Annotated in this window: 23 protein-coding genes and 1 pseudogene; 9 read left to right on the top strand and 15 right to left on the bottom strand. The window is 60.8% G+C overall.

The genetic code is table 11. The annotated features are described in order from the left end of the window. Positions 1–49: 49 nt before the first annotated feature. From BS627_RS00870 to BS627_RS00830, 9 genes and pseudogenes are all read right to left on the bottom strand, one after another. On the bottom strand, positions 50–904 hold the full coding sequence (locus tag BS627_RS00870; RefSeq protein ID WP_165691086.1) for an urease accessory protein UreD: 855 nt from the start codon (positions 902–904) through the stop codon (positions 50–52). After that, positions 808–2064: a CE1 family esterase gene (locus BS627_RS00865; RefSeq protein WP_077981433.1), complete on the bottom strand. Its 1257-nt coding sequence runs from the start codon at positions 2062–2064 to the stop codon at positions 808–810. The genes BS627_RS00870 and BS627_RS00865 overlap by 97 nt, the downstream gene beginning before the upstream one ends. Before the next feature lie 255 nt (positions 2065–2319). Further along, a complete protein-coding gene (urtE, locus tag BS627_RS00860; RefSeq protein WP_077981432.1) occupies positions 2320–3015 on the bottom strand; it encodes an urea ABC transporter ATP-binding subunit UrtE in 696 nt (231 codons plus the stop codon). A gap of 128 nt (positions 3016–3143) precedes the next feature. Next, a pseudogene (locus tag BS627_RS25035) lies at positions 3144–3212 on the bottom strand (propionyl-coenzyme A carboxylase alpha polypeptide); the annotation flags it as partial. Then, entirely contained in the window at positions 3209–3970 is a 762-nt protein-coding gene (urtD, locus tag BS627_RS00850; RefSeq protein WP_077981430.1) for an urea ABC transporter ATP-binding protein UrtD, read from the bottom strand. The gene urtD and the pseudogene BS627_RS25035, both read right to left, overlap by 4 nt. A 4-nt stretch (positions 3971–3974) precedes the next feature. Continuing rightward, complete coding sequence (gene urtC / locus BS627_RS00845) at positions 3975–5138, bottom strand: urea ABC transporter permease subunit UrtC (protein ID WP_077981429.1); 1164 nt, start codon at positions 5136–5138, stop codon at positions 3975–3977. Beyond that, positions 5135–6739 (bottom strand): urea ABC transporter permease subunit UrtB, encoded by a 1605-nt coding sequence (urtB, locus tag BS627_RS00840; protein ID WP_077981428.1) that lies wholly within the window; start codon positions 6737–6739, stop codon positions 5135–5137. Before urtB ends, urtC begins: the two co-directional genes overlap by 4 nt. A gap of 262 nt (positions 6740–7001) precedes the next feature. Continuing rightward, positions 7002–8291 carry an urea ABC transporter substrate-binding protein gene (gene urtA / locus BS627_RS00835; RefSeq protein ID WP_077981427.1) on the bottom strand — a complete coding sequence of 430 codons (1290 nt, stop codon included), beginning with the start codon at positions 8289–8291 and terminating at the stop codon, positions 7002–7004. Positions 8292–8635: 344 nt separating this feature from the next. Further along, a complete protein-coding gene (locus tag BS627_RS00830) occupies positions 8636–8842 on the bottom strand; it encodes a DUF2735 domain-containing protein (protein ID WP_162520560.1) in 207 nt (68 codons plus the stop codon). Between the two features lie 482 nt (positions 8843–9324). On the opposite strand from BS627_RS00830, the gene BS627_RS00825 reads away from it, so the two are divergent. The 5 genes from BS627_RS00825 to BS627_RS00805 all read left to right on the top strand — a co-directional run bounded on the left by BS627_RS00825 (position 9325) and on the right by BS627_RS00805 (position 16521). Beyond that, positions 9325–10359, top strand: coding sequence for a glutamine synthetase beta-grasp domain-containing protein (locus tag BS627_RS00825; protein ID WP_077981426.1), 1035 nt, complete (start codon positions 9325–9327; stop codon positions 10357–10359). A 218-nt stretch (positions 10360–10577) separates the two neighbouring features. Continuing rightward, positions 10578–11348: an SDR family oxidoreductase gene (locus BS627_RS00820; RefSeq protein ID WP_077981425.1), complete on the top strand. Its 771-nt coding sequence runs from the start codon at positions 10578–10580 to the stop codon at positions 11346–11348. Positions 11349–11379: 31 nt separating this feature from the next. Continuing rightward, positions 11380–14775, top strand: a complete 3396-nt coding sequence (locus BS627_RS00815; RefSeq protein WP_077981424.1) for a hybrid sensor histidine kinase/response regulator — start codon at positions 11380–11382, stop codon at positions 14773–14775. Continuing rightward, complete coding sequence (locus BS627_RS00810) at positions 14772–15701, top strand: response regulator (protein ID WP_077981423.1); 930 nt, start codon at positions 14772–14774, stop codon at positions 15699–15701. The genes BS627_RS00815 and BS627_RS00810 overlap by 4 nt, the downstream gene beginning before the upstream one ends. Positions 15702–15984: 283 nt before the next feature. Beyond that, complete coding sequence (locus BS627_RS00805; RefSeq protein ID WP_077981422.1) at positions 15985–16521, top strand: AAA family ATPase; 537 nt, start codon at positions 15985–15987, stop codon at positions 16519–16521. Positions 16522–16651: 130 nt separating this feature from the next. Here the strand turns inward: BS627_RS00805 and BS627_RS00800 are convergent, their stop codons facing one another. The 6 genes from BS627_RS00800 to BS627_RS00775 form a co-directional block, all read right to left on the bottom strand. Then, a complete protein-coding gene (locus BS627_RS00800) occupies positions 16652–17770 on the bottom strand; it encodes a branched-chain amino acid ABC transporter substrate-binding protein (protein ID WP_077981421.1) in 1119 nt (372 codons plus the stop codon). A 117-nt stretch (positions 17771–17887) separates the two neighbouring features. Continuing rightward, a complete protein-coding gene (locus BS627_RS00795) occupies positions 17888–18241 on the bottom strand; it encodes a DUF6867 family protein (protein ID WP_077981420.1) in 354 nt (117 codons plus the stop codon). Between the two features lie 182 nt (positions 18242–18423). Further along, on the bottom strand, positions 18424–19152 hold the full coding sequence (locus BS627_RS00790; RefSeq protein WP_077981419.1) for an ABC transporter ATP-binding protein: 729 nt from the start codon (positions 19150–19152) through the stop codon (positions 18424–18426). Then, entirely contained in the window at positions 19152–20030 is an 879-nt protein-coding gene (locus tag BS627_RS00785; RefSeq protein WP_077981418.1) for an ABC transporter ATP-binding protein, read from the bottom strand. Before BS627_RS00785 ends, BS627_RS00790 begins: the two co-directional genes overlap by 1 nt. After that, on the bottom strand, positions 20030–21382 hold the full coding sequence (gene livM, locus BS627_RS00780; protein ID WP_373692762.1) for a high-affinity branched-chain amino acid ABC transporter permease LivM: 1353 nt from the start codon (positions 21380–21382) through the stop codon (positions 20030–20032). Before livM ends, BS627_RS00785 begins: the two co-directional genes overlap by 1 nt. Positions 21383–21431: 49 nt before the next feature. Further along, complete coding sequence (locus BS627_RS00775; RefSeq protein WP_077981416.1) at positions 21432–22334, bottom strand: branched-chain amino acid ABC transporter permease; 903 nt, start codon at positions 22332–22334, stop codon at positions 21432–21434. A 334-nt stretch (positions 22335–22668) separates the two neighbouring features. Between BS627_RS00775 and cysQ the strand changes: the two genes are divergently transcribed. From cysQ to BS627_RS00755, 4 genes are all read left to right on the top strand, one after another. Further along, complete coding sequence (cysQ, locus tag BS627_RS00770; protein WP_077981415.1) at positions 22669–23457, top strand: 3'(2'),5'-bisphosphate nucleotidase CysQ; 789 nt, start codon at positions 22669–22671, stop codon at positions 23455–23457. Between the two features lie 347 nt (positions 23458–23804). Continuing rightward, positions 23805–24845 carry a DUF2793 domain-containing protein gene (locus tag BS627_RS00765; RefSeq protein WP_077981606.1) on the top strand — a complete coding sequence of 347 codons (1041 nt, stop codon included), beginning with the start codon at positions 23805–23807 and terminating at the stop codon, positions 24843–24845. A 191-nt stretch (positions 24846–25036) separates the two neighbouring features. Next, positions 25037–25312 carry a CtrA inhibitor SciP gene (gene sciP, locus BS627_RS00760; RefSeq protein WP_004430042.1) on the top strand — a complete coding sequence of 92 codons (276 nt, stop codon included), beginning with the start codon at positions 25037–25039 and terminating at the stop codon, positions 25310–25312. A 224-nt stretch (positions 25313–25536) separates the two neighbouring features. Next, positions 25537–25818 (top strand): GNAT family N-acetyltransferase, encoded by a 282-nt coding sequence (locus tag BS627_RS00755; RefSeq protein ID WP_003522924.1) that lies wholly within the window; start codon positions 25537–25539, stop codon positions 25816–25818. The last annotated feature ends 173 nt before the right edge of the window (positions 25819–25991 follow it).

Here is a 25991-nt window from a genome sequence, read left to right as displayed (position 1 = left end):
CGTGTTGACAGACCCCGAGGGACGCCTGATACGAAGCGATCCGAAGGGTTTACAGATTCCAGACTTTCGGCACTGGCGCGCCGTTTCGCAAGAGCGAAATGATCGGAAAAAGCAATTTTCTCAAGGAGAAACCGTCTGCGGCGGCAACCCGCACCACAAGCTTGCCCTGCCATTGGCTGGCGCCGCCGCTTTCCCCGGCAATAGCCCGGATTTTAGGCAGAAGCGCCTCGGCCAGCGGTCCGATATAAAGCAGCGTGGCAAAGGCGACCTGGCCGGCGAGAACCGCCGGTTTCGCCGTCAGCGCCGCCACCTCGCCCGAAAGCAGAAGCTCTTCGGCATGCACAAGCGTGCCCCCGTGGCGAATGCGCCAGCGGTCACGAAAAAGCCCATGCGTCATCGCCTCGCCCATGGCCTGCCGACCGAGCAACACGGCTTCGACGGCGATGAATTCGGAGGATTTATCGAGATCGGCTTCCAGCCGGCGGGTCAGCGAGGCCCGGTCGAAGAGAATGGTTTCCTGCGGCAGCCAGTGCAGTTTCGCGCCCGGCCCGGCAGAAATGCGGGCGGTAACCGTGGCTGTGCCTGATGATGCCTTGTAGACTTTCTCACAGGCCTGCGTTGTCACGACAAGCGAGGTGCCGGCACCGGCGACCGCCTGCCATTCGATCTCGTCTCCGCCGGTGAGCCCGCCGGAGGAATTGATGAGAATGGCCTCGGCTTCGTTTGAAAATGTATCCGGCAGCCGAATTTTGGCGCAGCCTTCCTGAAACAATTCGTCCAGCCGGCTGCGCCCTTCAACTAGCTTGGTTACAATGCGTCCTCTGCCACGGGCGCGTTGCTGCCGGACAGGCTGTTGAGCGTCTTCACAACCGGAAGGGACGATGACTTGCTGTTGCTGCTGCACGCGGTCTCCGAAACGGTTGCGGAAGCGGAATTGGCCTTGGCGCCGCAATCCTTCTTGACGACGGCGTCCACCACCAGCTGTCCTTCCCTATTGCGGAAGAAATCCCACATTCTTTCGGCCGCATCAACCGTGCGCGTCACTTCGCCTGTGGGCATCTTGCGCTCCACGGCCGGTTCCGCCTTCGGCGTCTGTTCGCCACCCGGCTTGCGGGTGACGACGGCGGCCGCGGCCAGCACTTCCGCCTTCATGGTGGCGCGCGGCCAAGCATGGTCCCAGTTCTCGATGACATAGGACTGAATGCGCGCACCGGCCTTGCAGACATCATAGGAATTGACGGTGAAGCTCTCGCCCACCTTGCTTTTGGCGGCGCCTTTGCAGCCGTCCATTTCGGCCCAGCGCTTCAGCGCCGTCTCGCCGCCATATTGCCAATAGGACTTGCCGCCGCCCTGATAGGGGTTGGCGGGGTCTTTCAGCCCGGCAAATGCGATGATCGACATCGGCCGCGCCGGTTTGCAGCTTGCCGCATCCGGTCCCCATTTGCCTTCGGTCTCCAGCGGATAACCCGCGCGCAGCGAGGCGACGAAACCGGCAGCGGTGAAATCCGCGCCGCCATTGCAGATGAATTGCGACAGCATGCGCCCGCCGCCGGAATAACCGGAACCATAAAAACGCTCCTCATCCACGCAGAACCTGCCCTTCACCATGGTGATGGCATCGCGGATGAAACCGACCTCGTCCAGCCCGCCCGGGCGCTTGGTGACGCCGGGAACATTCCAGGCATGGGTGCCGGGCAATTCGCCATTCAGGCTGCCGGCCAGCGCCACCACCACCACACCGTCCCGTTCGGCAAGCTTGTCCCAGCCGCTGCGGTTCAGCTGGCCATGTGGATTGCTGTTGGAGCCATGAAAATCGAACACCACGGGCAGCGGCTTTTTTCCATCATAGGCGGATGGAACAAAATAGACGCCGTCGCGTTTCTGGCCATTGGAAAGAATGGAAAAATCATGCCTGCCCGGTTCCATGCCGGGTCCGGGCAATTGACCGCAGGTCGATGCCGACGCTGCGACACCGGCGCTCGCGCACATGGCAAGACCCAGAAAGAGGGTGCGTGCGGAGCGGAACAGCCGGGCGGCCCGGCCAATGGCAAAATCTTGATGCATTGACACGCCTTTATTGGGCACGGTTTTCCCGACGATACGTCGGACGTGCGTGGAATGTAAGGGATCAACTGTCGCGGCGTGCGAATAGACTTTTCCTGTGTCCCGCATGCAGCATTTGCGCTGCCAATATCACAGGCTTTTATTCAACGAAATGCTAAGATTGCGCATAAAAGCCATGCAGACACGCATAGACTTTCAAAATATTAATCGACCGTTTGCACATCGTGATCGGCGTGCGGCATCTTTAGTCTCGGTTTATACTGTCAGGTGACGCCGCGCCTCGGGCGTATCCAGCGTCTCGGCCAGGCCCTGATGCACGATCTCGCCGCGATCCATGATGTAGACGTAATCGGCGAGCTCGCGGCAGAAATCCAGATATTGCTCGACCAGCAGGATCGCCATGCCGGTGGAATCGCGCAGATATTTGATCGCCCGGCCGATATCCTTGATGATCGACGGCTGAATGCCCTCGGTCGGCTCGTCGAGAACGAGGATCTTCGGCCGCGTCACCAGCGCCCGGCCAATGGCAAGCTGCTGCTGCTGGCCGCCGGAAAGATCGCCGCCGCGCCTTCCCAGCATGGATTGCAGCACGGGAAACAGGCTGAAAATATCATCCGGAATGAACCGTTCCTTACGCGGCAGCGGCGCATAACCGCTCTCCAGGTTTTCCTGCACGCTGAGCAGCGGAAAGATTTCCCGCCCCTGCGGCACGTAACCGACGCCGCGCTTGGCCCGGTGGTAAGGCGCCAGCCCATCCAGCGGCGCACCGCCAAAGCTGATCGAACCGCCACTGATGGCATGCTGGCCGGTGACGGCGCGCAAAAGCGAGCTTTTGCCTACACCGTTGCGGCCGAGAACACAGGTGATCTTGCCCATTTCAGCATTCAGCGAAACGCCGCGCAGCGCCTGGGCTGCGCCGTAGTGGAGGTTGATGTTGTCGACTGTCAGCATGGTGAAACTCCAATGACGGTATGGTGGGCGGCGCTACCCCCCTCTGCCCTGCCGGGCATCTCCCCCTCAAGGGGGGAGATCGGCAAGCGGCGAAAACTCTGCCCATGGAACGGGCGGGTGCGGCATCTGATCTCCCCCCTTGAGGGGGAGATGCCCGGCAGGGCAGAGGGGGGTAAAGCCGCAAACACCACCATCACCGCCCCAAATAATTCTCAATCACCTTCGGATCGCTCGACACAAAATCGATCGACCCTTCCGCCAGCACCGAGCCTTCGGCAAGGCACGTCACCTTCACCCCCAGCTCGCGGATGAAGCCCATGTCGTGCTCAACCACGACCACCGAACGGGTCTTGGCGATTTCCTTCAAGAGCACGGCGGTTTCGGCTGTTTCCGCGTCCGTCATGCCCGCCACCGGCTCGTCCACCAACAGCAGCTTCGGCTCCTGCGCGAGCAGCATGCCGATCTCCAGCCACTGTTTCTGCCCATGGGAGAGATTGGCGGCGAAGTCGCCGCGGCGGTGGGAAAGGCGCACGGTGGCGAGGATTTCCTCGATGCGTGCCTTGTCCTCGTCCGTCAGCCGGTAGAACAGCGTAGCGAACACGCCGCGCTTGCGGTTCAGCGCCAGTTCCAGATTGTCCCAGACGGTATGGCTTTCGAACACCGTCGGTTTCTGGAATTTTCGCCCTATGCCGAGCTGGGCGATGTCCGCCTCGTCCTTTTTGGTGAGGTCGATGCTGTCTTCGAACAGCACCGTGCCCGTGTCCGGCCGCGTCTTGCCGGTGATGATATCCATCATCGTCGTCTTGCCAGCACCGTTCGGGCCGATGATGGCGCGAAGCTCGCCCGGCTCCACCACGAAGGAGAGAGAGTTCAGCGCCCTGAACCCATCGAAGGAAACGGAAACACCGTCGAGATAAAGCAGGCTCTTGGTTCTGTTTTCGGAAACCGTGTTCATGGGCTTACTCCGCCGCCTGTTGCGCAACCGCGCTGTCGTTGCCAGCTTCACGCGCCGCGCCCGCCGCCCGCTTTTCGCGCCGTCCGGCCAGATAATGCTGCACCGTGCCGACGATGCCCTTGGGGAAGAACAGGGTTACAGCGATGAAGAGGCCGCCGAGCGCAAACAGCCAGAACTCTGGAAATGCACCGGTGAAATAGCTCTTGCCGCCATTGACCAGCAGCGCCCCGATGATCGGCCCGATCAATGTGCCGCGCCCGCCCACCGCCGTCCAAACCACCACTTCGATGGAGTTGGCCGGGGAAAATTCGCCGGGATTGATGATGCCCACCTGCGGCACGAACAACGCACCGGCAATGCCCGCCATCATGGCAGACACGACGAAGGTGAAGAGCTTGATGTTTTCCACCCGAAAACCGAGGAACCGCACCCGGCTTTCGGCGTCGCGCACGCCCACCAGCACCTTGCCGAATTTGGAGTTGACGATGCCCGAGGCAATCAAAAGCGAGATCGCCAGCATCACCGCCGTCATGGCAAACAGGACGGCACGGGTGCCATCGGCCTGTACGGAATAGCCAAGAATATCCTTGAAATCGGTCAGCCCATTATTGCCGCCGAAACCCATGTCGTTGCGGAAGAAGGCAAGCAGCAGCGCATAGGTCATGGCCTGGGTGATGATCGAGAGATAAACGCCATTGACGCGCGAGCGGAAGGCAAACCAGCCGAAGACGAATGCGAGCAGCCCCGGCACGACAAGCACCATCAGCGCCGCAAACCAGAACATGTCGAAGCCGTGCCAGAACCAGGGCAGTTCCTTCCAGTTGAGGAACACCATGAAGTCAGGCAGCACCGGATGGCCATAGACCCCGCGCGTGCCGATCTGCCGCATCAGATACATGCCCATGGCATAACCGCCGAGCGCGAAGAAGGCGGCGTGGCCGAGCGAGAGAATGCCGCAATATCCCCAGACCAGATCAAGCGCGAGCGCGAGCAGCGCATAGGCCAGATATTTGCCGAGCATCGACATGATGTAGGTCGGGATGCGGAACGCGCTGTCTTCAGGCAACAGCAGGTTGGAGGCGGGCACCAGAACGGCGATGGCGAGAATGATGCCGATGGCGATGGAAATGCGGCGATCGAGCGCGCGCAGGAGGAAGCCGGTAATCATGCTTCGATCGCCCTTCCCTTGAGTGCGAAGAGACCGCGCGGCCGTTTCTGGATGAACAGGATGATGAGGACGAGCACGAGGATCTTGCCAAGCACGGCGCCTACCGTCGGCTCGAGGAACTTGTTGAGCACGCCGAGCGACAGTGCGCCCACCAGCGTTCCCCAGAGATTGCCGACACCGCCGAACACCACGACCATGAAACTGTCGATGATGTAGCTCTGGCCGAGATTGGGCGAGACATTGTCGATCTGCGACAGCGCCACGCCGGCGAGCCCGGCAACGCCCGAACCGAGCGCGAAGGTAAAGGCATCCACCCATGGTGTGCGGATGCCCATGGAGGAGGCCATGCGGCGGTTCTGGGTCACGGCACGCATCTGCAATCCGAAGGCGGAACGCTTCAGAAGCACCAGCAGCGCGAAGAACACCGACAGCGAGAAGCAGACGATCCACACCCGGTTCCAGGTGAAATTGAGATAACCGACGCTGAAGGAGCCGGACATCCAGCCGGGGCTGCCGACTTCACGATTGGTGGGGCCGAAGATGGAGCGTACACCCTGTTGCAGGATCAGCGAGATGCCCCAGGTGGCAAGCAGCGTTTCCAGCGGTCGTCCATAGAGATAGCGGATGACGCCACGTTCCATGATGAGGCCGACGCAGGCCGTGACGAGAAAGGCGGCTGGTAGGGCAATCGCCAGCGACCAGTCGAAAAGGCCGGGGAAATGGCTGCGGATCAGTTCCTGCACCATGAAGGTGGAGTAAGCGCCGATCATCACCATCTCGCCATGCGCCATGTTGATGATGCCCATGACGCCGAAGGTGATGGCAAGACCGATGGCGGCGAGCAGCAGCACCGAGCCGAGCGACAGGCCATACCAGACATTCTGGGCGTAATCCCAAAAGGCAAGGGAACTCTCGATGCTGGAAATCGCCTCGTCCACATCCGGCTTCAGGCTCGGATCGACCGACGGCGTCGCCGCCATCAGAATGCTGATCGCATCGCGCCCGCCAAGCGCCTTGATGGTGGCGATCGCTTCTTTTTTGGCTTCGAGGGGGCGGTCGGAGGAGAGCAGCGAGACAGCCCGCGCCTCCTCCATCCGGGTCCGCACCTCACTGTCGGTTTCCTTTGCTATGGCCGCTTCCAGCAATTCGAGATTTTCAGCGCTCGGGGCTTTCAGGACGGCGTCAGCCGCCGAAAGCCGCACGGATTTTTCCGGGCTGAGCAACGTCAGCCCGCCCATCGCGGCGCGGATAACGCGGCGAAGATTATTGTTGACCCTGATCTTGGAAACCGCCGCCTTCGGCGCCGAACCGGCGCTTTCACCCGTCAGCGGGTCGATGAGCGTGAAATCGGAACCGGCGGGCTTGGTCATGAAGACGAGATTGTCGGCCTTGCGCACATAAAGATCACCCGCCGCAAAAGCCTCCAGTGCCGGAACGACGCGCGCATCGCCCGTTGCGGCAATCTGCCCGATCAGCACTTCGGCCTGCTTGAAATCAGCCGTGCCGAGCTGGTCGATCAGCGCCTTTGGGTCGCTTTGCGCGAGGGATACCGTCGCGAAGCCAAACAGGAGGCCTATGACGGCCAGCAAGCGAAAAAACATAGTCCCAAGTCCCCCTTGGAAGCCTGCACCGTATCACTGGCGCGCAAACTTTGGCGAAGGCGCTTCACCTTCAAACTCCCCTCCTCTCGACGTCATCCTCGGGCTTGACCCGAGGATCCATCCCGGCAGTCGCAAAGTTGCGCTGACGAAGAGTTCGGGGATCGTGGCAGTGGATCCTCGGGTCAAGCCCGAGGATGACGTCGCGTTTGGGGAAATGATGCCAGTCAGACAATGCTGACCGGCATCGCAGTGCTCCTGCTAATCAGCTACCCTTGCCGCCGCACTTGCCCGTGGCCACGTTGAAGTTGCCGCAGGACATCGGCTTTCTCCAGTCCGAGATCAGATCCTTCGAGTCCGGCAGGTAATCCGACCATTCGTCACCCACCACCTGCGGTGTCTGCTGCACGATCTCGAACTGGCCGTCGGCCTGGATTTCGCCGATCAGCACCGGCTTGGTGATGTGGTGGTTCGGCATCACGGTGGAGTAACCGCCCGAAAGGTTCGGCACGGAGACGCCGATGATACTGTCCAGAACCTGGTCCGTATCGGTGGTGCCGGCGGCCTCGACAGCCTTTACCCAGGCGTTGAAGCCGATATAGGCGGCTTCCATCGGGTCGTTGGTCACGCGCTTGTCGTTCTTGGTGAAGGCATGCCAGGTCTTGATGAACTCGGCATTGACGGGAGCATCGACGGACTGGAAATAGTTCCAGGCGGCAAGGTGGCCGACCAGCGGCGCGGTATCGAGACCGGCAAGCTCTTCTTCGCCCACGGAGAAGGCGACGACCGGAATGTCCTCGGCCTTGATGCCCTGGTTCGCCAGTTCCTTGTAGAAAGGCACGTTGGCGTCACCATTGATGGTGGAGACAACGGCGGTCTTCTTGCCGGCCGAGCCGAATTTCTTGATGTCGGATACGATCGTCTGCCAGTCGGAATGACCGAACGGCGTGTAGTTGATCATGATGTCCTCTTCCTTGACGCCCTTCGACATCAGGTAGGCCTTCAGGATCTTGTTGGTGGTCTGCGGATAGACATAGTCCGTGCCGGCCAGAACCCAACGCTCGACGCCTTCGGTATTGGCGAGGTAATCGACGGCCGGAATGGCCTGCTGGTTGGGTGCTGCACCCGTGTAGAAAATGTTGCGCGAGGATTCTTCACCCTCATACTGAACCGGATAGAACAGGATGGAGTTCAGCTCTTCGAAAACCGGCAGAACGGATTTGCGCGACGACGAGGTCCAGCAGCCGAAAACGGCGGCGACCTTGTCCTGCGAAATCAGCTGACGAGCCTTTTCGGCGAAGAGCGGCCAGTCGGAGGCCGGATCGACCACGACGGCTTCGAGTTTCTTGCCGAGCACGCCACCCTTCTTGTTCTGCTCGTCGATGAGCATCAGCATGGCGTCTTTCAGCGTCGTCTCTGAAATCGCCATGGTGCCGGACAGCGAATGCAGCACGCCGACCTTGATGGTGTCGTCTGCGGCAAAAGCGCCATGGAAGGCGGTGGTGGACAGGATCGCGCCAAGCAGCGCGGCACTAAGCGTCTTGCGGAATATCATCGGAAGAACCCCTCTCCTTGTTGGCCTCTCGTGGAGGCTCAGCGGCATCTGCGGCCGCTGCTGAGAGGGACTATCGATCTCGCGAGCGCGAAACCGTATACGTCAATTGACGTAGTCGGGGTGGCGAAAGCTGCAGTGGGGGGTTGGGAGATTAGCGCCCAGGGCGGAACTACCTATATGGAGAGAGACGTCTCCCCTTGTTTCTTCTCCCCCTCGGGGAGAAGTCCGCGGCAGCGGGATGAGGGGGCGAGCGTCAATATATACGGAGGGGTTACGCCCTCATCCGACCCTTCGGGCCACCTTCTCCCCCTCGGGGAGAAGAAATTCGCGGCAACGTCCTCACATCAAGAATGCGGCTTGCCGTCCCGCTCTTCGTCACGGATCGCCTCGTCGTGATACCACGAGCCAAAATCCACATGCGGCTCCCGCGCCTCGCGCTCGAGGTCACTTAGCCCGCTGTTGCGGAACTTGGACACGCCCGCGCGCCCGCCATTCGGGAATTGATAGATCGTCGCCGTCTCACGATGAAAGCCAGTCGCCATTTCGGTCATCTCACTCTGTTTGCATCGAAGCACTTTGGTATCAGGAGCAAACCCTTAAAACCCGGATTCGCTCCGTTTGATTAAAAAAAAATCACCCTGCGAAAAATATAGGCATTAATCGCCTCTTCTACAAGAAAAACCATTCCGAAAGCGCCGGTTTTTGGGGCAATTGCCAATCCCTCGCGCGCAATCGAAATCATTGCACCGCAGCAGGGCATTTCCCAAGAGCACGCCGGCTATCTATCAGGATTCAATGATGAAACATGAGGGGTGAATTTACCTGCCGCAGCGCAGCAGAAGCGCGCGTGGGCGATATCGCAGCCGCTGAGCGACATGGGCCTTGAAAGATTTTTCGAAAAAATCGCCAGATATCGCCAATCTGGCACGCGGCATGCATCTAAGGGGTCAGCCCTTGAACGCGAATGCGCTTCCGGTGGCGAAAGCCACGGGAGGCCTCAAGGCTTCGCATTGTTACCTATGAGAGGTTCGTAATGACTAAGTTCAAACTCGAGTACATCTGGCTGGACGGATACAAGCCGGTCCCCAACCTGCGCGGCAAAACCCAGATCAAGGAATTCGATGAATTCCCGACACTCGAGCAGCTGCCGCTTTGGGGCTTTGACGGCTCTTCCACGCAGCAGGCCGAAGGCCACTCTTCCGATTGCGTGCTGAAGCCCGTCGCGATCTACCCGGATCCGGCCCGCTCCAACGGCGCGCTCGTCATGTGCGAAGTCATGATGCCCGATGGCGTCACCCCGCATCCGTCGAACAGCCGCGCCACCATCCTCGACGACGAAGATGCATGGTTCGGCTTCGAGCAGGAATATTTCTTCTACCAGGACGGCCGCCCGCTCGGCTTCCCGGAACAGGGTTACCCGGCTCCGCAGGGTCCTTACTACACGGGCGTCGGCTTCAAGAACGTCGGTTCGGTTGCCCGCGAAATCGTTGAAGAGCACCTCGATCTGTGCCTCGAAGCCGGCATCAACCACGAAGGCATCAACGCCGAAGTGGCGAAGGGCCAGTGGGAATTCCAGGTATTCGGCAAGGGCTCCAAGCGCGCCGCCGACCAGATCTGGATCGCCCGTTACCTGCTGCTGCGCCTTTGCGAACAGTACGGCATCGACGTCGAATTCCATTGCAAGCCGCTCGGCGATACCGACTGGAACGGTTCGGGCATGCACTGCAACTTCTCCACCAAGTTCATGCGCGAAGTTGGCGGCAAGGAATATTTCGAAGCCCTCATGGCCGCTTTTGCCAAGAACTGGAAAGAGCACATCGACGTTTACGGTCCGGACAACCACATGCGCCTGACCGGCAAGCACGAAACCGCTCCGTGGAACAAGTTCTCCTACGGCGTTGCCGACCGTGGCGCCTCGATCCGCGTTCCGCATTCCTTCGTCAACAACGGTTACAAGGGTTACCTCGAAGACCGTCGTCCGAACTCACAGGGCTGCCCGTACCAGATCGCTTCCGTCGTTCTGAAGACGATCGCGGAAGTGCCGCTCGCAAAGTCGGCTGCTGCCTGATAACCCAAGACATGGCGTCGCCCGCAACCGGGCGACGCCATTTTTATGTCCACCGAACGGCCGGACCGGACAGGCGACCTTTCGCCGAGCGCCGCACACGGCATAGTCTTCCCATACGCAAGCTCAAACAAGCGGCGTGGCTTTGACCAACAGCCTCGGGTTTTCCGAAAACCGCAACATCGTTTTCGGTCCGATGCTCTCAAGCAAGAAGGTGAGCGATGGGCATTCTCCAGAAATTCTCTCTCGAAAACCGCATCGCCGTTATTACCGGCAGCGGTCGCGGCCTTGGTTTCGAAATCGCCAGCGCCTTTGCCGAAGCGGGCGCCCATGTCTGGCTGACCGGCCGCAACGCCGAGACGCTGCAACAGGCGGCGGGCATCATTCGCGCTGCCGGCGGAAAAGCCGACTATGCCGCTTTCGATATCGCCGATACCGCCGCCGGAAGCGCCCTCGTCCGCCGTATCATGGGCGAGTTCGGCCATCTCGATATCCTCGTCAACAATGTCGGTGCGCGCGACCGCCGTCCGCTTGCCGAATTCAGCGACGAGGACGTGCTGGATCTTATCCGCACCGACCTCACCTCCTCCATCTCGCTCTCGCGCGACGCGGCTGAAGCCATGAATGCCAATGCTTACGGCCGCATCATCACCATCACCTCCATTCTCGGCCACATCGTCAGGCCGGGTGATGCGATCTATCCCGTTGCCAAACAGGGGCTGACCGGACTGATGCGCGCAATCGCTGTCGAATATGGCGCGCGCGGCATCACCAGCAACGCCATTGCGCCGGGCATGTTCGCCACCGAAACCAATGCGGCGCTCGCCGAGAATCCTGAGATGGTTGCCTTTGCCAAGCTGCGCGTGCCGCTGGAGCGCTGGGGCAGGCCGGATGAAATCGCCGGTGCCGCCCTGTTTCTGGCGAGCGACGCGGCCTCCTTCGTCAATGGCCATGTGCTGACGGTGGATGGCGGCATGTCGGTGCGGCTGTGAGAGGCCCCTTGCGGAAAGGCGCTCGATAGGCATGGCGGCACGGCAACGCATCATCCCCGTCAGGCGCGAATATAACCGCTGGGTCGCCAACCAGACGCTGGAAGATTATGCGCTGCGCTTCACCGCCAAGAGCGCCCGGCAATTTTCCTCCAACCGCATTTCCCACACCGCCATCGGCGCGATTTCCTTTCTGGCGCTGGAAGCCATCGGCGGCGCGATCACGCTGTCCTACGGCACCACCAACGCCTTTTACGCCATCCTCGTCGCGGCCGTTGCCATGCTCGCGGTCGGCCTGCCGATCAGCCGTTATGCCATCCGCCACGGCGTCGATATCGATCTCCTGACGCGCGGCGCGAGCTTCGGTTATATCGGCTCCACCATCACTTCGCTGATCTATGCCGCTTTCACCTTCATGCTCTTTGCCATCGAGGCGTCGATCATGTCCGGCGCGCTGGAGCTGGCGCTCGGCATACCGCTCTGGATCGGCTACATCATCTCCGCCGTCATGGTCATTCCGCTCGTCACCCATGGCGTGCGCCTCATCAGCCGTTTCCAGATCATCACCCAGCCTTTCTGGATCGTGCTGAATATCCTGCCCTTCATCTTCATCGCCCTGATGGACTGGGAAAAATACGATCTCTGGCGCGCCTTTGCCGGCATTCACCACGCCTCCGGCCCGCCCGGCACCGTGGCGGATTTCAACCTCGTGGAATTCGGCGCGGCCTCGGCCGTCATTCTGGCGCTGATGTCGCAGATCGGCGAACAGGTGGACTTCCTGCGCTTCCTGCCGGCCGAAGGCCAGAGCCGGCTGCGCCACCGCCTCGCGGTGTTTCTGGCGGGTGCCGGTTGGGTCGTCGTCGGCGTGCCGAAGCTGCTGGCCGGTTCCTTCCTTGTCGTGCTCACCTTCAGCTCCGGCGTCTCGGTGGACCGCGCCGCCGATCCGGCCCAGATGTATCTCACCGCCTTCGGCTACATGATCCCCAACCAGACGGCGGCGATGCTGCTGATGGTCGCCTTCGTCGTCGTCTCGCAGCTGAAGATCAATGTCATGAACGCCTATGCGGGTTCGCTCGCCTGGTCGAATTTCTTTTCGCGGCTCACCCACAGCCATCCCGGCCGCGTCGTCTGGCTGGTCTTCAATGTGGCGATCGCGCTGCTTCTGATGGAACTCGGCATCTACCGCCTGCTGGAAGAAACGCTCGGCATCTTCTCCATCATCGCCATGGCGTGGCTCTGCACCATTTCGGCCGATCTCTTCATCAACAAGCCGCTCGGCCTTGCCCCACCGGGCATCGAGTTCAAGCGCGCCCATCTCTATGATATCAATCCCGTCGGCGTCGGTTCCATGACGCTTTCGGCCACAATTGCGCTAATGGCGCATTTCGGCGCCTTCGGGCCGCTCGCCGCATCGCTCGCGCCCTATCTGACGCTCATCGTCGCTTTCATCGCCTCGCCGCTGATTGCCTGGGGCACGAAGGGCAAATTTTATCTCGCCCGCAAACCGCGCCAGAAATGGCGCGAGGAGAGCAGCATCACCTGCTCCATCTGCGAACACCCCTTCGAACCGGAAGACATGGCCTGGTGTCCCGCCTATGCGGCGCCGATCTGTTCGCTCTGCTGCTCGCTGGACAGCCGCTGCCATGACATGTGCAAGCCCAAGGCCAAGCTCAACTATCAGGTCGCGACTGTCGCAAAAACCTTTCTCCCGAGACAGCTGGTGGCCAAACTCGCCACCCGGCTGGGGCGTTATGGGATGGCGGCGGCGATTGCCGTCACCGCCATCGGCGGCATATTGGCGATGATCGCCCATCAGGTCGGCACCGCCTCGCCGGCAACGGCAGATGTGGTCAACCGCACCATCCTCATCGTGTTTTTCGTCTTCGCCGTCATTGCCGGCATCGTCTGCTGGTTCCTTGTGCTTGCCCATGACAGCCGCGTGGTGGCGGAAGAGGAATCCTCGCGCCAGAACACGCTACTGCTGAAGGAAATCGCCGCCCACAAAAAGACCGACGCCGCCCTTCAGGACGCCAAGGAAACGGCCGAGGCCGCCAACCGCGCCAAGAGCCGGTATGTCGTTGGCCTCAGTCACGAATTGCGCACGCCGCTCAACGCCGTTCTCGGTTATGCCCAAATCCTCGAGCGGGACGAGACCATCCCCCCTCCCCGCCAATCGGCGATCAAGGTCATCCGCCGCTCCGCCGACCACCTCTCGGGTTTGATCGACGGGCTTCTCGATATTTCCAAGATCGAGGCGGGCCGCCTGCAGGTCTATTCCAACGAGATCAACATTCAGGATTTCCTCGATCAGATCGTCGATATGTTCCGCCCGCAGGCGCAGGCCAAGGGCCTGGAATTCCGCCACGAGCGCTCGCCCGCTCTGCCGCAATATGTCCGCACCGATGAAAAGCGGCTGCGCCAGATCCTCGTCAACCTCATCTCCAACGCCATCAAATTCACCGATGAGGGCGCGGTCACCTTCGATGTCGGTTATCGAAGCCAGGTGGCAAGCTTCACCGTGTCCGATACCGGCCGCGGCATCGCGGAAAAGGACCTCGCCCGCATCTACGAACCCTTCCAGCGCGGCGAGGCCGAAAGCGTGCGGCCCATGCCCGGCCTTGGCCTGGGGCTGACGATTACAAGGCTTCTGACCAATACGCTCGGTGGCGAGATTTCCGTTTCCAGCGAAAAGGATGAGGGATCCATCTTCCGCGTGCGCCTCATGCTGTCTGCCGTGCACCGGCCAAGCACGACGCCAGCGGCGGAAAAGACCATCCGCTCTTATTCCGGGCCGCGCCGCACCATTGTCGTGGTCGATGACAATGAGGATCACCGCGAACTAATGCGGCAGGTGCTTTCGCCGCTCGATTTCGTGGTGCTGACGGCGCAATCCGGCCCCGAATGCCTCACCCTCATCGAAGGGGTGAAGCCAGACCTTTTCCTCATCGATATTTCCATGCCCGGCATGACCGGCTGGCAGCTGGTGACGAAGCTTCGCGAGGCAGGGCAGACGGCCCCGCTCATCATGCTCTCGGCCAATATCGGCGACGGCACTGTCGCTGGCGCGGGGGAGGACAACCACAATGACGCCATCGCCAAGCCGGTCGATATCCGCCATCTCTGCGACAGGCTCGCCGTGCATCTCGGGCTGAAATGGATTTACGATACCGATCTGCCGCCCGCGCCAAAGCAGCAGCCCCCTGCCGAGATCATCCATCCCGGCGCAATTCATATCCAGGATTTGCAGCGGCTCGGCGAAATAGGCTACATACGCGGCATCGAGGCGAAACTCGCCGATCTTGCCCGCAACACGGATAACCTGCCCTTCACGCGGGAGCTCGGCACCTATGTGCAGGCCTTCGATCTGGCCGGTTACGCGCATTTTCTCAAACGGTTTGCAGATAAAGACACGGGAGACGGCAAGGCATGAGCGGTCAGGCGGCGGCAGCCCCGAGAGACATCGTATTGCTGGTGGATGACAGCCCGGAAGCGCTGGGGTTTCTCACCGACGCGCTGGAACAATCCGGCTTTTCCGCCCTCATCGCCACCTCCGGCCAGGCCGCGCTCAACATTGCCGAACGCATTACGCCCGACATCATCCTGCTCGATGCCGTCATGCCGGCCATGGACGGTTTCGAGACCTGCCGTCGCCTGAAGGCTAATGCGGCGGTGGCGCAGGTGCCGGTCATCTTCATGACCGGGCTGACAGAGACCGAACATGTGGTGCGGGCGCTCGAATCCGGCGGCGTCGATTATCTGACCAAGCCAATCAATATCGACGAGCTGCGCGCCCGCATCCGCGTGCATCTCTCCAACGCCCGCTCGGCGCAAAGCGCCCGCGTCGCCCTCGACGCCGCCGGCCGCCATCTGCTGGCCGTGCGCGCCAATGGCGCCATCCACTGGTCCACCCCGCAGGCGACGCGGCTGGTCAATGCCGCGACCGGCCGGGATGATGGGCTGGAGATTGTCGTTGCCCATATTTCCGGCTGGCTTTCGCACCGGGCAACGGTGGATGCCGCCCGCGACACGCCGCTGACGATCACCGAGGCCGGGCGGCCCGCTTTGCAACTCTCCTTCCTCGGCGCGATGGGACCGGACGAATATCTCTTCCGCCTGACCGCCGCCAATGAGAAATCCGACGACCATCTGCTGAAGGACCACTTTGCGCTGACGACGCGGGAATCGGAAGTTCTGTTGTGGATTGCCAAAGGCAAATCCAACCGCGATATCGGCGATATCCTCGGCCTTTCCGCCAGAACCGTGAACAAGCATCTGGAGCAGATCTATGTGAAGCTCGGCGTCGAAAACCGCGCGTCGGCGGCTGTGAAGGCCGCGCATGTCCTGCATCAGGGGTGACGACCGCCGTTAATATGCTAAGGTTCGTCCGGCATATATTTTCCGCTTGAGTGCACGCCACCCGCTTATTGGCCGGGCGGCCGCCGCTTGTTTCTTCTCCCCGAGGGGGAGAAGTCCGCGGCAGCGGGATGAGGGGGCGAGGTCTCCGAATTCCGGCGAGGTTGCCCCCTCATCCGACCCTTCGGGCCACCTTCTCCCCCTCGGGGAGAAGAAACCAGCGGCGACCCACCACCCAAAAAATCAATGTTCGACCAACTACACCCTGTCACAGGATAGAAATTCCATGGACCGTTTCATCATCCTTTCCGGCTGCTCCGGCGGCGGCAAATCCACCCTGCTTGCCGAACTAGCCCGACGCGGTTTCGCCACCGTCGAGGAACCAGGCCGCCGTATCGTCGTCCAGGAAACCCGCAATGGCGGCACCGCCCTGCCGTGGATCGACATGCAGGCCTTCGCCCGCCGGGCCATCGCCATGGCGCTCGAGGACCGGCAGAATGCGCCACCGGAGGGCCTCGTCTTCTTCGACCGCAGCCTGATCGACGCCGCCTCAGCACTTCGCCATGTAAATGGCGATACCTTCATCGAGGCGCTGCGGGCTTCACACCGCTATAACCGCCTGGTTTTCCTAACCCCGCCATGGCCTGAAATTTACACGGGCGACAGCGAGCGCAAACATGGCTTCGATGCAGCGGTCGAGGAATATGGGCGTTTGCTCCGCGACTATGACGAGCTGGATTATGAAACGATAATATTGCCGAAGGTACCGGTATCGGAGAGAGCCGGCGTGGTATTGGAGCAGCTTGCCAAGAAAACGCGCTGAGGCCGGGATTGCAGTTGACCCGCGCGCCAATTTGGCTGGGGTCAGTTATTGCGAAGATTGGAGGCGTCCGCCTCGAAAATAAAAGCCCGGCATCGCTGCCGGGCTTCGATAGGCTATGATCCAGTGAGACTCACGTCCCCTGCTGAATGTAGGTGAACTTGCCGTCCGGACCCTTCTTCCACTCGTACATGACGTAACCGGGAAGCTTCGGGTCGCCCTTCTCATCGAAGGAGATTTCGCCAAGCGCGGTCGGGAAAGTGCCGGACTTCAGGGCCTCGGCAACCTTTTCCGGATCCACGGAACCGGCGGCCTTCGCCGCACCGGCAATCGCCTGCATCGCGGCATAGGAATAGAGCGTGTAGGCTTCCGGGTTGAAGCCGGCGGCCTTGAACTTCTCTACCAGTTCCTTGTTTTCCGGGCGCAGTGTCGGATCGGGGCCGAAGGTGTTGAGCGTGCCTTCGACGGCGTCGCCGGCGATGGAAGCAAGTTCGTTCGAGACGATACCGTCGCCCGAAACGAGCTTGGCCTTCAGGCCCTGGTCAGCCGCCTGGCGGATGATCAGGCCGGCTTCGGTGTGCAGGCCACCCCAGTAGATGATGGAAACGCCGGCTTCCTTCATCTTGGAGATCAGCGCGGAGAAGTCCTTGTCGCCGACATTGACGCCTTCATACATGACTTCCGTCACGCCGGCGGCATTGGCAGCCTTTTTGGTTTCATCGGCAAGGCCCTGACCGTAAGGCGTCTTGTCGTGAATGATGGCGACCTTGGCATCCTTGAAATGATCGGCCAGGTACTTGCCGGCAATGCCGCCCTGCTGGTCATCACGGCCGCAGGTGCGGAAGGTGTTCCACAGGCCGCGTTCGGTGAAGACCGGGTTGGTTGCAGCAGGCGTGATTTCGAGAATGCCGTTTTCGGCGTAAACTTCAGAGGCCGGAATGGAAACGCCCGAGTTGAAGTGACCGACAACGAATTTCACGCCGTCAGCGACGAACTTGTTGGCAACCGAAATACCCTGCTTGGGGTCGGATACGTCGTCGCCCAGCACGATCTTGATCTGCTCGCCATTGATGCCGCCGGCGGCATTGATGTCTTTCGCAGCCTGTTCGGCGCCCTTCTGGATCTGAGCGCCGAAAGCAGCGTTCGGGCCGGTCAGCGGTGCGCCGACAGCGATCACGACATCGGCCCAGGCCGAACCGCCAAACGCGACCATGGCGGTCAGCGCAACAGCGGAAAGAAGAGACTTCTTCATTACTTTACTCCCAGTTCCTTGGATGGGTTGATTGCAAGGACCTGTTCGACACCCACCTTAACCGAACAGAAACCGTTCCACTCTGACGAGCATTGTGCAGCCGGAAAAATCCGCCTGTCAATCTTTCTTCTTGTAGGAAAATGCCGACGTCCGGTCGTAGAGCCAATAGTAGTTATTGACCATCTGGCTCGTCCGGCGCATGCGGAAACCGACGCTGGAAAAAGCCAGAAGAAGAACGACGTCAAACACGTAATAGAAACCGTTGATGAACGGCCCGGCAAAGAGCGCGTAGTGCAGAAACCGCATCACTACACCCAGAGCGAGCGTATAGATCACCACCCGCGTATAACCGCCCCAGCCATCGGCCACGGACTTGCCCGTGCGCCATGCTGTCCAGAAACCCAGAAGAACAACCAGCGCGCGCAGAACATACCGCACGCCGTTATCCGTTTCGAAAAAAAGGCCCTGCATCTCTTTCCCCATCAGTGCCGGGCTGAAACGCCCTGGCCCTGCCTTGTCTGTCGTCCCGTCGTTTTCCCGCCGGGCATTTTATTGTTTGCACCCCGCCATGGATCCTTAAGGTTTGGCCGAAAGGACGACAGGCCACCGTTTGCAGTCTTGCGCCGCAAAATTTCCGGCGCAAGTAAAATCTTTCAGTGCCGTCCGCCTTCGAGATAGGCGGCGCGCACCTGCGGATCGGCGAGCAGTTCTCTGCCCGAACCGCTCATGGTCACCTTGCCGTTGACCATCACATAGGCGCGGTCGGAAAGCTTGAGCGCGGCAAAGGCGTTCTGCTCCACGAGGAAGACGGTCAGCCCCTCTTCCTGGTTGAGTTTCTTGATCGCCTCGAAAATGCCCTTGACGATCAGCGGTGCGAGACCGAGCGACGGCTCGTCCAGCAGCAAAAGCTTCGGCCGCGCCATCAGCGCGCGGCCGATGGAGAGCATCTGCTGCTCGCCGCCGGAAAGCGTGCCGCCGCGCTGGCTCTGACGTTCTTTCAGGCGCGGGAACATCACGAAAATCTTCTCGACGTCTTCCTTGAAATATTTCAGATTATCGAGATTGGCGCCCATCTGCAGGTTTTCCAGCACCGTCATGCGCGGGAAAATCCTGCGGCCTTCCGGCGACTGGGCGATGCGCTTGCGGGCGATGAGATGGGTCGGCAGCCGGGTGATATCCTCGCCGTCGAAGATCACCTGGCCGGCGCGCGCCTGCGGGCTGCCGCAGATGGTCATCATCAGCGTCGACTTGCCGGCGCCGTTGGCGCCGATCAGGCTGACGATCTCACCCTTTTTGACCTCGACATCGACACCGGCCAGAGCGCGGATATTGCCATAATAGGTTTCGACACCCTGGACTTTCAGAAGCGGTTCACCAGACATCAGGCCGCTCCTCCGTCGAGTTCTTCCGCAATCACGTCTTCCACTTCATCATCCTCGACACCCAGATAGGCGGCGATGACCTTCGGGTCGTTCTTCACATGGTCCGGCGTGCCGTCGGAAATCTTCTGGCCATATTCCAGAACCACCACATGGTCGGAAATCTGCATCACCACGGACATGTCGTGCTCGATCAGCAGCAGCGACGTGCCCTCGTCGCGAATGCCGCGCAACAGCGTGTTGAGCGCCAGCGATTCCTTCGGGTTGAGGCCGGCGGCCGGCTCGTCGAGGCACAGAAGCTCCGGCCCGGTGCACATGGCGCGGGCGATTTCCAGACGGCGCTGCGCGCCATAGGGCAGATCGCCGGCCGGATCGTCGGCACGGTCGATCAGATCCGCCTTTTCCAGCCAATACTTGGCCTTCTCGATCGAGGCGTCCACCGCCCGCCGGTAAGCGGGCAGGCCGAGAAGACCGAGGATCGTGTAACCCGAGGCCTTCATCAGCACGTTGTGCTGGGCCACCAGCAGGTTTTCCAGAACGGTCAGGCCCGAAAACAGCCGGATGTTCTGGAAGGTGCGCGCCACCTTCGCCTTCTTGGTGATTTCGAAATCCGGCAGGCGCTCGAGAAGATGCGCCTCGCCGCTTTGCTGGCGCATGGTGATCATGCCCATGGTCGGCTTGTAAAAGCCGGTGATGCAGTTGAAGACCGTGGTCTTGCCCGCACCGTTGGGGCCGATCAACGCCGTGATCTCGCCGCGCTTCGCCTCGAAGGAGAAGTCGTTGATGGCCATCAGGCCGCCAAAGCGCATCGAGAGATGTTCGACCTTGAGGATCGTATCGCCAGTCGTATTGGGTGTCATTGTTGCCGTTCCGGAAGCCATCAACCGTGACCTTCCTTGGTAAAGCTGCCGGAGACGGCCTTGCGTTCTTTAAGGAAAGCCGTGGGTTCACGCGAGCCGACGAAACCGCGCGGCTTGAACAGCATGACGATGACCATGCCGAGACCGAAGAGCAGCATACGGTAGAGCTCCGGTGTGAAATCGGGCCCGAAGACATGCTTCAGGAACTCCATTTCACGCAGCGCCTCGGTGCCGCCGACCATGACCAGCGCCGCAATGGCGATGCCCGTGAGCGACCCCATGCCGCCGAGAACGACGATGGCGAGGATGACGGCGGATTCCAGGAACACGAAGCTCTCCGGCGAAACGAAACCCTGGCGCGCGGCAAAGAAGGAACCGGCAAAACCGCCGAACATCGCACCCGTTGCAAAGGCGGTGAGCTTGGTGATGACGGTATCGATGCCGAGCGAACGGCAGGCGATTTCGTCCTCGCGCAGCGCTTCCCATGCCCGGCCGATCGGCATGCGGCGCAGGCGGATGGTGACATAGGCCGTCAGCATGCAAAGCAGCAGAATCACGTAGAACAGGAAAATCTTGTAATAGGCCGAAGACATGGACAGGCCGAAAACCTTGGCGAAATTGTTCGGCGCGCCGATATCGAAGGACCAGATGCCGAAAACCGACGCCTTGGCGATGCCCGAAATACCGAAGGTGCCCTTGGTCACATCCGTCCAGTTCAAAAGCACGAGGCGGATGATCTCACCGAAGGCGAGCGTCACGATCGCCAGATAGTCGCCGCGAAGACGAAGAACGGGGAAACCGAGAATGATGCCCCAGAAACCGGCGAGAATGCCCGCGACCGGCAACAACACCCAGAAGGACAGGCCGAACTGGCTGGAGAGCAGCGCATAGGAATAGGCGCCCACCGCATAAAAGGCCACGTAACCGAGATCGAGCAGGCCGGCGAGGCCGACGACGATGTTGAGGCCCCAGGCCAGCATCACATAGATCAGGATCTGGATGCCGAAATTGTCGACGAATTTCAGCGAGCCCTGAAAGCCGAAGAGCTGCACGGCGATCACCGGATAAAGCAGCAGAAGGACCAGCGCCAGCTTCAGGAAGTGCTTGTGGAAAAAGCCCTTTTCCTCGGAAATCTCCGGCACGCCGCTTTTGGCCTTTGCCAGCTTGCGGCGGTCCAGCGATGGCTTGATGAAGCCGACCATCAGGAACCGGCCGACGGCGGCAACGGCGACGAAAATCGCCAGAAGGCCCCAGCGCGTACCCCAGATCAGCTGGTTGTTGATATCCTGATAAGTGATGATGCCGACATAAAGAATGAACATGCCGAGCGATACGAGGCCCGCAATCAGGCCCTCCTTCACAGCCGTCGCCATCAGGCTCGGGCTGGAAGCAGCATTGTCGGAAGCGATATTGGTCATGGGATCACACCTTCTCGACTTCCGGACGACCGAGAATGCCGGTCGGCTTGAAGATCAGTACGAAAGCCAGGATGCCGAACGCCGCGACATCCTTGTAGGCGATGGAGAAATAGGCCGACCACAGCGATTCGATGAGGCCTATTAGCAGACCGCCGAGCACGGCGCCCGGCAGAGAGCCGATGCCGCCGAGAACGGCTGCGGTAAACGCCTTGACGCCAGGGATGAAGCCGTCGCTGAAAGACGCAACGCCGTAATACATCAGATACATGGTGCCCGCGACAGCGGCGAGCGCCGCGCCCATGATGAAGGTGATCGAAATCGTCTTGTCGACATCGACGCCAAGCAGCGCGGCCATCTTGCGGTCCTGTTCCGTGGCGCGCTGCGCCCGTCCAAGCGGGGTCTTGTTGACGATATACCAGAAGGCGAAGAGCAGCACCGAGGTAACGACCATGATGATGAGCTGCTTAAGCGACACGGTGATGTCGCCGAAATGGTAGCTTTCCGTCACGAGCGACGGGATCGGCTTGTTGCGCGGACCCTGCGTCACCTGAATGAAGTTGGACAGCACGATCGACATGCCGATGGCCGTGATCAGCGGCGCGAGACGGAACGACCCTCTGAGCGGGCGGTAGGCGACGCGTTCGATAACCCAGTTCCACAAGCCGGTCATCAACATGGCGACGACCATCATCAAAAGCAGAAGAAGCGCCACCGGAATGCCGGCGACAAAGGATGTCACGATCAGGAAAACGATCAGCGCGGCGAAGCCGCCAAGCATGAAAATGTCACCATGGGCGAAGTTGATCATGCCGATGATGCCGTAAACCATCGTATAGCCGATAGCGATGAGGCCATAGATCGATCCAAGAGTCAGCCCGTTGATGAGCTGCTGGATAAAATACTCCATGTCTTTCCCCCGGGTATGGCCTCAAATGGGCCACGCCTCGTTATGTTAATTATAGGGGAAGCCTTTCAGGCAGACCCCCACCCTCAAAATGCATATCGTGTTCGTTAAAAATGTGAAGTCAAAAACGGGCGATCCTGCACAAAATTTGGAATTTCCACATGGACTGCCGCTTTCCCGGTCAAAAGAGCCATGATTTTGGCAGGAAGTGCTGAAAAAATGACGGCCGGATGCTTATTTCAGCATTGTCCGACGCCATTATTTGACGGGCGGCGGGCAAAGGAGTAGCGAAGATCGGAACGGCGATATCCCGCAGACGGGATCAATTGGCAAAGAGATGATCGACATATTGACGAAAGCGGCGCTGGACGCCGGGCAGGCCATCATGGCGGTCCACCGTGCCGGCCCGCATGTGTCGTATAAGGACGACTGCTCGCCGGTGACCGAGGCCGATCAGCGGGCCGAGACGATCATCCTTGCGGCGCTGGCCGCCCATTTTCCCGATATCCCCGTGGTTGCCGAAGAAGCGGTGTCGAGCGGCATCCTGCCGGAAACCGGTGCGGAGTTCTTCCTCGTCGATCCGCTGGACGGCACCAAGGAATTCATTTCCGGCAAGGACGATTTCACCGTCAACATCGCGCTCATCCGCAACGGCGTACCCGTGGTCGGCGTGGTCTACGCCCCCTGCCGCGGGCAGGCATGGACGGGCGAGCACAATGCCGCCGAAAAGCTCACCATTTCCGGCGAAGGCGTCGTCCTTTCGCGCCGCCCCATCCGCGCGCGCCGGCGCGGCGCTTCCCCCGTAGCGCTGATCAGCCGCTCCCACTGTACGGCAAAAACGGAAGCCTTCGTGGCCGAACACGGGCTGAAGGACTGTATTTCCGTCGGCTCCTCGCTGAAATTCTGCATGCTGGCGGAGGGCGCCGCCGATATCTATCCTCGCTTCAGCCGCACCATGATGTGGGACACGGCCGCCGGCGACGCCGTGCTGCGCGCCGCCGGCGGCAGGACGCTCGATTGCGAGGGTAAGCCGCTTGCCTATGCGGTGAGGGGTGACGGCGAGGATGCGCTGGCCAATCCGGATTTCATTGCCGAAGGGGCGATGGCGGTGGAACAGGCGGGGTAATACCCGCTTGCCGTCTCCTGCGGCTACTGCAACGGGTGGATCGGATTTCTGCCTTGGTGAGCTTCGGCGTATGCCGCTTCACCCCCCTCTGCCCTGCCGGGCATCTCCCCCTCAAGGGGGGAGATCGGCAGGAGGCGCTACCACCGCTTCATTCGTAAACGTCGTGATAGGCGAGACCTATCCACGAGTCGATCTCCCCCCTTGAGGGGGAGATGCCCGGCAGGGCAGAGGGGGTGAAGCGGCATACGCCGAAGCCTCCAAAAAATAATCCATCCCCGCTCATCCCCACCCCACGCCACCGCCCCACAATGCCCCGCAACGAAACACCGCAGCGCGGAAGGCACACCATGACGGAACAGACGGCAAGACTTCGGCTTCCCTACATCCTGCCCTCGCAGGCCCAGAAGCACGTCACCCACAACGAAGCCCTGCAAAGGCTGGATGCGATCGTGCAGCTCGTCGTCAGGGCCACCGTCGCGACACCGCCCGAAGATGCAGCGGAAGGAGACTGCTTCCTTCTCTCCGCCGGCGCCACCGGCGACTGGGCCGGCAAGGGCGGCAGACTCGCCTTCCGGCAGGATGGCGCATGGCTTTCGATCACGCCGCAGCCCGGCTGGACGGCATGGTTCGCGGCCGAAAGCAGATACCGAGTCCTGCAGGACGGAAACTGGCGCGACTTGCCGCTGCCGGCAAGCGGTCGGCTGGAAAAGCTGGGCATCGGCACGGAGGCAGACGCCGCCAACCGCATGGCGCTCGCCTCCCCCGCCAGCCTCTTCACCCATGGGCCGGAAGACGGCAGCCACCGCATGACGGTCAACAAGGCAGGCAAAACCGATACCGCCTCGCTGGTGTTCCAGTCCGGCTGGAGCGGCCGGGCGGAAATGGGCCTTGCCGGCAATGACGGCTTTTCGATCAAGACCAGCAAGGATGGTGCCTCATGGCACACCGCACTTCTCTGCAGCGGCGATGGCCGGGTCTCGATGCCCAACCGCGCGCTCACTGTTGCCGGCCTGCCGGCGGGCACGACGAAACCCGCCAATGGCACGGCGGCAGGTTTTTCCGTGCTCTCCATCGCCGAGGGCGGATTTACGCTCGGCGATGCGGTGAGCGGTGGCGGACGTGAACTCGTCGTTCCGGCAAAGGGCCTTTATCTGGCGGCCCTGACGCTCGCCGTGGTCTCCTCTTCCGGCCACCGGGTGACGCTTTTTATCAATGGCGCGGCGACCAGCTTCAGCATCGCCGGCAACGTCTCCGCCACCGGCACCCAGCAGTCGGCCACATCCATTCTTCCGCTCGATGCCGGCGACCGCCTGCGGCTGCAGCATGAGGGAACGGCGGAATTTACCCAGGGCGATGGGAAAACGTGCCTTTCGCTTGCGGCACTTTGATGGAAACAACCGGTGAGAGAGAAAAATTGCGATTTTTGGAAAAATTTTTTCCCGGCAAAATAAGGCGACTCGAACAAATCAGGCGAAACCGTTCAAATTCTTAATAAATTGTCACGAGCTGCTTAGGCAATTTTTAAAGGTACCGGGATAGAGTTCCCGTCATATGGTCTTGAGTTTGTATAGAGTGTCCAATGACCGAAATGATACGCCCACGAGTTAAATATGTCATCGGCCCCGATGGCAGCCCTCTGACGATTGCGGATCTTCCGCCTGCCAATACCCGTCGTTGGGTCATTCGCAGAAAGGCCGAGGTGGTTGCCGCCGTACGCGGAGGACTGCTGAGCCTCGAGGAAGCCTGCGAGCGTTATACGCTCACCGTCGAAGAATTCCTGTCCTGGCAGTCCTCGATCTCCGATCATGGCCTTGCCGGCCTGCGCACCACGCGCATCCAGCAATATCGCCACTAAACAGTGCGCCGGCGCGGCAACGCGCCCAGACCGAGTGTAGAGAACGCCCCGCCGGATTATCGACGGGGTTTTCGGTCTAATTTCGGATGTCCATCTGAGAACTGCGCCACAGAGCCGGTGATTGTCGCCAGTTTGTGTCCGCTGCGTTTGCTATCGCGCTGTTTCAATTCAGGCTGAAGCCGGTACAGTGGCGACAACGAACAGCAATGCGGAAGGCGCTCATCATGGACATCAAGACAACCGAAACCGGATCGCACGGCGAATATTCGGCAACCATCGACGGCCACAAGGCGGAGATGACCTATTCGCGCACTTCCCCTTCCCTCATCATCATCGACCATACCGGCGTGCCCGATGCGCTGCGCGGTAAAGGCGTCGGCCAGGCGCTCGCCGCCCATGCGATCGATGAAGCCCGCAAGGGCGGCTGGAAAATCATTCCACTCTGCCCCTTCTTCAAGGCCCAGACGTTGCGCCATGCCGAATGGGCGGATGTTATCCAGGGGTAACCCGGCAGGATAGTCACAAGCGTCGCCGCGTCTTTCTTCTCCCCGCCGGGGAGAAGGTGGCCCGAAGGGTCGGATGAGGGGGCTAGCTCTCCGTATATCTCCACCGTCGCCCCCTCATCCCGCTGCCGCGGACTTCTCCCCGCCGGGGAGAAGAAACAAGCGGTTTACACCTG

The sequence above is a fragment of the Agrobacterium salinitolerans genome, assembly GCF_002008225.1.
GTDB classification, from domain to species: Bacteria; Pseudomonadota; Alphaproteobacteria; order Rhizobiales; family Rhizobiaceae; genus Agrobacterium; species Agrobacterium salinitolerans.
Note: the sequence above shows the minus strand (reverse complement) of the source record. Positions and strands in the feature narration are given on the sequence as shown.